The following is a 5,869-nucleotide window of genomic DNA, read 5'->3' on the forward strand; positions in this document are numbered from 1 at the left end:
CTATGTTCATATGGGCAAAAGTCGGAAAGACTAAAGATATTCGGGAGCTGGATGCGGGGAAACTCGCACGTCCAGATCTAACAGAGAGGGGCGAAGCGTAATAGCTTCCCTCGACTCTACTCATAATTCATCTTCAACATAATGTAACGTTGAAATTAGACTATAAATCCTAAAGGGTTAAATTATGGTTACAGAAAAGGAAAAGGCGATGCCTTCGGCTAGCTTCGCAATCGCAGGACAGCTTTATAATGCTTCAGATCCTATACTCGTAAAAGAACGAGATGATGCCCACCTAATTTGTCACCAATATAACTCCTCTAGCGATCGCCTTAACCAAAAAGAAATCTTAAATAAATTGCTCGGAAAAGTTGGCAGCAACTGTTTGATTGAAGCTCCTTTTTTCTGCGATTATGGATACAATATTTTCCTAGGAGATAATGTTTATTTCAACTTCAATTGCACCATCCTAGATTGTGCGCCCGTGTATATCGGCAATGGAGTTAAATTAGCTCCAGGAGTTCAGCTTTATACAGCAGGTCATCCTATCGATCCGAGCGATCGCGCTTTGGGTTTGGAATTTGCCACCAGTATTAGAATTGAAGATAATGTCTGGGTTGGTGGTGGTAGCATTCTACTGCCTGGAGTATCCGTTGGCGAAAATACGGTAATAGGTGCAGGAAGTGTAATTACTAAGTCTATTCCTTCTAATGTTGTTGCGGTAGGCAATCCTTGTCGAATAATTAAGAAAATTCCTCTATCTTCTTGAGAAATTAAACATAAATTTCAGTAATAGAGGAGAAAAATAAAACCCCAAGATGCGATCGCTATTCAGCTTTTCAAAGATCGGCAACAATTCTACCTTTGGTATCGATCGCATACTCTCGATCTCCTTTTTTAACCGTAGCCATACTATTATTAAAAGATTTGGCAGTATCAAATTGAGGTTTGATCGCAATTTTGCCCGTGCGATCGATGTAACCCCATCGATCGTTTATGGCGATCGCTGCTAAACCTTCAGAAAAGTATCCAGCATTATCAAATTGAGGCTCGATCGCAATATCTCCTTTGCCATTGGCAAAACCCCATTTACCATTGACATTAATGGCAATTAAGCCATCGCGAATCAAATAGTTATAATCTCCTAACTCAGTAGGTCGAGGGTTTTCTTGAATTGAATTATTATCTACCTCAATTCCTACGAAACTACGACAAAAATTGTCGATTTTTTCCCTCGCCCCCCAATTATGATGTCGAGATTTAAACAGCAATTTTCCTTGACGGTTGATGACACAAAAGTAATTACTATATTTACCCGATACGGTCAAAACCACCACATCATCGAGCGATAAATCTTGTGGATTGGGTTTAGTATTGGCTGTATTCTCTGTCGCCAATGAAACAGTTGGTGGTGCAAAACTATCGCTGTCTTGGCGCAAAACTACCCCATCACGGTAGCCTATAATCCGATCTTCTGCCAACGGTACGACTAAATTTCCTTTTAAGTCGATAATTCCTTGTTTATTGTCTTCGATCGCGATCGAATAGCCTGATTCTAAATCAATGTTGTGTCCGCTACTAATAATTCTTGCATAATCTGAAGCCCTAAATTCTTTTGTTTGCAGATTCAATAAACCCCCACGCCCGTTTTGGGAGGCAATCAAATATTTATCTGCTATTAACCTATTCTCACCAAGAGATAGGTTGGCACTAGGATCGAGATCGAATTGGGCGGGAACAATCACTTTTCCCATTAGATCGATAACTCCTTCTTTTCGCTGTTGAGTAAAAAGTGCGTAACCGCGATCGAGTAGAGAACTATCAATTTCCGTCCCGTTAATTGGTATAAAAGTATTATCTTCGATCTTTAGAATTCCCCATTTAGCAGCCCTAGTAGCGATCGCATACTCTTGGGTATTGGGATTAGATTCGATTGTGTCGTATTCGATGGAAACAACTTTTTTACCTGTATTAATATCTAAAATACCTTGCTTGTTGTTTTTGGTAACAATCACATATTTTAGTTCTGTAGGGTAAAAATTATTTAACAGCAGACGAGTCTTATTTCCTTCTTTAACCAGAGACACCACCCCATCTTTAATTGGCTTGAGATTCTTGACTCGATGGTTAGCAGTATAGTAGGCATATCGGTCGGGCGATAGTAATTCAACCTCATCATATTCTAAAGGTGTAAAGCGATCGGTTTTAGGATCGTAGATTCCTCTTTGACCGTCTTGAGTAACGATGCCATAGTCATTTTGAGTATCGAGATAATCAAGGCGATCGTAGGCTGGAGGAATTAGAATATGCCCATAATCAAAATCAATTATGCCTTTTTTGCCATTTATACCCGTAAAAATAGCGCGATAGTCTAGATTGCGATGGAATTGAACTATCTTATCGTATTTAAAAGGAACAACTATATTACCGCGAACATCGACAATACCTTGTTTGCCATCTTTCTGAGCGTGACCATAGTTAGCGTCTCCAAGAAAAAAAGCAATATGTTCTAATCCAGTCAGTACAATTGCTCGATCGCTAAGATTGTATAAATCGGTAAGATTGTTTTTAGTTCCCAGTAAAAAATCTGAATGATAAAATCTTGTGCCAATGGTGTCATACTCAAAGGGCAGTAAGATCCTGTTTTTTAAGTCAATTGCCCCTTGCAAACCTCGTTGTGTTGCGATCGCATAACCTTGTTGCAGATTTACAGATTCGATTTTGTCATATTGGGCGGGAATTAAAACCTTCCCGCGAGAATCTTTAACTCCTTGAAGTTTGTTTTGGGTGAAAATCTTATATTCTTGGGTTTTTAAAGTCCCATTTTTGCCAGAAGCACTGTTATCGATCGCATTAGCAGCATAACCAATTGGATTAGAACTATTGTGGCAACTGCCTATAGCAAAAATAATTGCAACCGAGGCAACTGTGGCTAGTATTGTTTTATTTTTACGACTATTCACAATCTGAGAGATTTTTCTGGTTGACTGACAAATACGGTGAGAGGTCAATGTTCATTAATAAACTCTTGTATTGATTGCCAGACTCGATCTAGTAAATCAAGACTAGTATTATCAAACCAATGAATTTGCTTATTTTTCCTAAACCAAGTACGCTGTCGTTTGGCAAACTGACGGGTATGAGTCACAATAAGAGCGATCGCATCGTCTAAATTTATTTCCCCTGCTAAATACTGTTTAATTTCGCCATAGCCTAAAGTATTTAATAAAGGTAAATCCTTACCATATTTACCACAAAGATATTCCACTTCTTCTACTAAACCCATTTCAATCATTTGTCGAGTACGGCTAGCGATCCGCTCGTCAGATCTAGCAACATCGCAATCCAAACCAATCTGTAAAATAGGATATTTGGGTGGATTTTCTCCTTGCTGCTGGGAAATCGGAACTCCCGTAACATAAAAAACTTCTAACGCTCTCAAAGTTCTAAATTGGTCGTTAACATGAATTTTTTGGGCTGCTAGGGGATCGACTTGGGATAGCCAACTATGAGCTTGGGTTTGTCCGATGGCTGTCAGTTGCGCTCGCAATTCTAGCTGGGGAGATACTCTAGGAATTTTTAATCCCTTAGTAATAGCGTCTAAATATAATCCAGTGCCTCCTACCAACAAAGGTGGCGAATCAAGCTTAATTTCTTTGACTATGGCTTGGGTTTGTTCTTGATAGTCTGCCAGGGTCAAAGTTTCTGTAGGCTGACAAATATCAATTTGATAGTGAGGGATTAATTTTTGCTCTTCTGGAGATGCTTTAGCAGTGCCAATATCAAATTCGCGATATATTTGCCTCGAATCGGCACTGATAATTATGGAATTAAAACGCTGGGCTATTTTTAAAGCCAAACTAGATTTTCCACTGGCAGTTGCACCACAAATAACAATCAACATAGATTCGTTCGTTTTAGACAATCATGTTTTAGATTAAATTACTTTCCCTAGGTATATAAAATAGCTCTGCATAATATTTAGATGCTAAGGTTAAGAATAATTTAATTAGACAATAACATTAAATTAGCTTTTGATTAATTTGAATAAAAATAGCTTATTTATACCCAAACAAGAAATAGGTAACATTGAGGAGGGGCGATCGCAACTAGTAGAATCATTAATTAATCTAGGAATCTTAGCGATCGCTGTAATTGCTTTAGCCTTTTCCCCTATATTTACTAAACTTAGCGAGTTAGAAATTAGTCCCACTGCAACTATTTTCAATCGCCTATGGATTGCAACTATGATTATGGCTGTCTGGCAATTATTTCCACAGCCAGAAAATTCTACTCCGATTCAAAATTCAAAATTTAAGTATCCTTACCAAGCACAAGGCTTATTAATTCTTGCCACTATTACAGCGACTGGTTCTTCTATTCTTTGGGCGGTTTCCTTTACTCAAACCAGTATTGCTAGTTCTACAGTATTGCGGAGTTTGACACCTCTATTTATTAGTGCGGGTGCTTGGTTAATTCTCAAACAAAGATTCAATATTCAATTTATTTGGGGGATGGCAATCTCCGTAATTGGGGGAATTATCATTGGCTGGGGCGACCTACAACTCAGTCAAGAATACCTTCTAGGAGATAGTATTGCTTTGCTGTCCGCTGCTTTACACGGAGTAAATATCTTAACCGTTGGCTATTTGCGCGATCGCGGTTGTGGAGTGAGTCGAGTTTTGTTTTGGCGATGTGGTTTTGGCGCGTTAATTGTTTTTCCTGTGGTCTGGCTGACAGATACCTCAATCTTTCCTGTTTCCCTTCAAGGTTGGCTGGTGATAATTGCTTTGGCAATTGTTTGTCAGACTTTTGGACAGGGCTTACTCGTGTATAGTCTCAAACAATTTTCTGCCAGTTTTGTGGGTATTTTTGCTCTCCTCAAACCGATTTTTACTGCTATTTTGGCTTGGCTTATCTTCCAAGAAACCATCAGTATGACTAGCGGTATTGCCTCAATTTTAATTCTCTGGGGTATTTATCTAGCCAAATCCAGTAGTAAAAACAATTAATAATCACTATCTGCCACGCAGATTCCTTTACACTTGACACCATTAGTAGCAGTACGCAGACAATGGGGGCATAGTACTTTTTCCTCTTCGGCTTTGGGTTTGTTATCTCCATCGGCTAGAGATTGGTTTGAATCTGTTTTTGCTGGCAGTGTCATAGTTAGTTTTGTCAGTTTATATTTATTAATATAAAAAAAATTACATTTATTCACAATGCAACATTTAGAAAAAGCGACTTTTGGAGCGGGATGTTTTTGGAAAACAGAGTTGGAATTTATGAACTGTCCTGGGGTAATTAAGACATCCGTAGGCTATATGGGGGGAGACTTTGCTAATCCTTCCTATTTAGATGTGCTGGCAAGAATAACAGGTCATGCAGAGGTGGCGCAAGTTGAATACGCTCCAGATCGGGTAAGCTATCAAGAATTGCTAGATATCTTTTGGCAAATGCACGATCCTACCAGCCTCAATCGACAGGGTGCAGACAGAGGAGAGCAATATCGCTCGGTCATTTTTTATCATAATCCCCAGCAAGAAACCATCGCTCGCCAATCTAAACTACGGTTAGAGCGATCGTCAAAATACGATCGAGCAATTGTGACCGAAATCAAACCCGCTAGTGAATATTATCTTGCTGATGAGAGTCACCAGCAATATTTGATTAATGTTCTTAAGCCGTAAAGATTACCGAAAGTTTTCTGACAATTGCTTTTTTTGCCCTGTTTAACCTTCGGTTAGTTATTAGTTATTAGTTTTTGGGTCTAAGTCCCCTCTCATAATCTTCGATTTAAGTACTGTACGGACGTTTCATGAAACGTCCGTACTTAATTAATTGGTGGTTAAAATTTACTAATTAATTGAAC

6 protein-coding genes are annotated in these 5,869 nt (G+C 38.8%); 3 read left to right on the top strand and 3 right to left on the bottom strand.

What is annotated here, in order from left to right:
- Positions 1-184 precede the first annotated feature (184 nt).
- A complete protein-coding gene (locus AC33VI_RS13285) occupies positions 185-766 on the top strand; it encodes a sugar O-acetyltransferase (RefSeq protein ID WP_491782748.1) in 582 nt (193 codons plus the stop codon).
- A 70-nt stretch (positions 767-836) separates the two neighbouring features.
- Here the strand turns inward: AC33VI_RS13285 and AC33VI_RS13290 are convergent, their stop codons facing one another.
- Together AC33VI_RS13290 and miaA are read right to left on the bottom strand one after the other, a co-directional pair.
- Complete coding sequence (locus AC33VI_RS13290) at positions 837-2,960, bottom strand: WG repeat-containing protein (protein WP_491782749.1); 2,124 nt, start codon at positions 2,958-2,960, stop codon at positions 837-839.
- Between the two features lie 44 nt (positions 2,961-3,004).
- A complete protein-coding gene (miaA, locus tag AC33VI_RS13295) occupies positions 3,005-3,901 on the bottom strand; it encodes a tRNA (adenosine(37)-N6)-dimethylallyltransferase MiaA (protein ID WP_491782750.1) in 897 nt (298 codons plus the stop codon).
- Between the two features lie 139 nt (positions 3,902-4,040).
- On the opposite strand from miaA, the gene AC33VI_RS13300 reads away from it, so the two are divergent.
- Complete coding sequence (locus AC33VI_RS13300; protein WP_491782751.1) at positions 4,041-5,009, top strand: DMT family transporter; 969 nt, start codon at positions 4,041-4,043, stop codon at positions 5,007-5,009.
- Here the strand turns inward: AC33VI_RS13300 and AC33VI_RS13305 are convergent.
- Complete coding sequence (locus AC33VI_RS13305; RefSeq protein ID WP_491782752.1) at positions 5,006-5,164, bottom strand: DUF8639 family protein; 159 nt, start codon at positions 5,162-5,164, stop codon at positions 5,006-5,008. The two genes, AC33VI_RS13300 and AC33VI_RS13305, sit on opposite strands and share 4 nt — an antisense overlap.
- A 55-nt stretch (positions 5,165-5,219) precedes the next feature.
- Here AC33VI_RS13305 and msrA point away from each other — a divergent pair, with 55 nt between their 5' ends.
- Positions 5,220-5,687 carry a peptide-methionine (S)-S-oxide reductase MsrA gene (gene msrA, locus AC33VI_RS13310; protein WP_491782753.1) on the top strand — a complete coding sequence of 156 codons (468 nt, stop codon included), beginning with the start codon at positions 5,220-5,222 and terminating at the stop codon, positions 5,685-5,687.
- Positions 5,688-5,869 lie beyond the last annotated feature (182 nt).

It is taken from the genome of Waterburya sp. (assembly GCF_058530065.1).

Coding starts and splice junctions, on each gene's coding strand:
- AC33VI_RS13285 (WP_491782748.1), top strand. CDS start 185: ATGGTTACAGAAAAGGAAAAGGCGATGCCTTCGGCTAGCTTCGCAATC.
- miaA (WP_491782750.1), bottom strand. CDS start 3,901: ATGTTGATTGTTATTTGTGGTGCAACTGCCAGTGGAAAATCTAGTTTG.
- msrA (WP_491782753.1), top strand. CDS start 5,220: ATGCAACATTTAGAAAAAGCGACTTTTGGAGCGGGATGTTTTTGGAAA.
- AC33VI_RS13305 (WP_491782752.1), bottom strand. CDS start 5,164: ATGACACTGCCAGCAAAAACAGATTCAAACCAATCTCTAGCCGATGGA.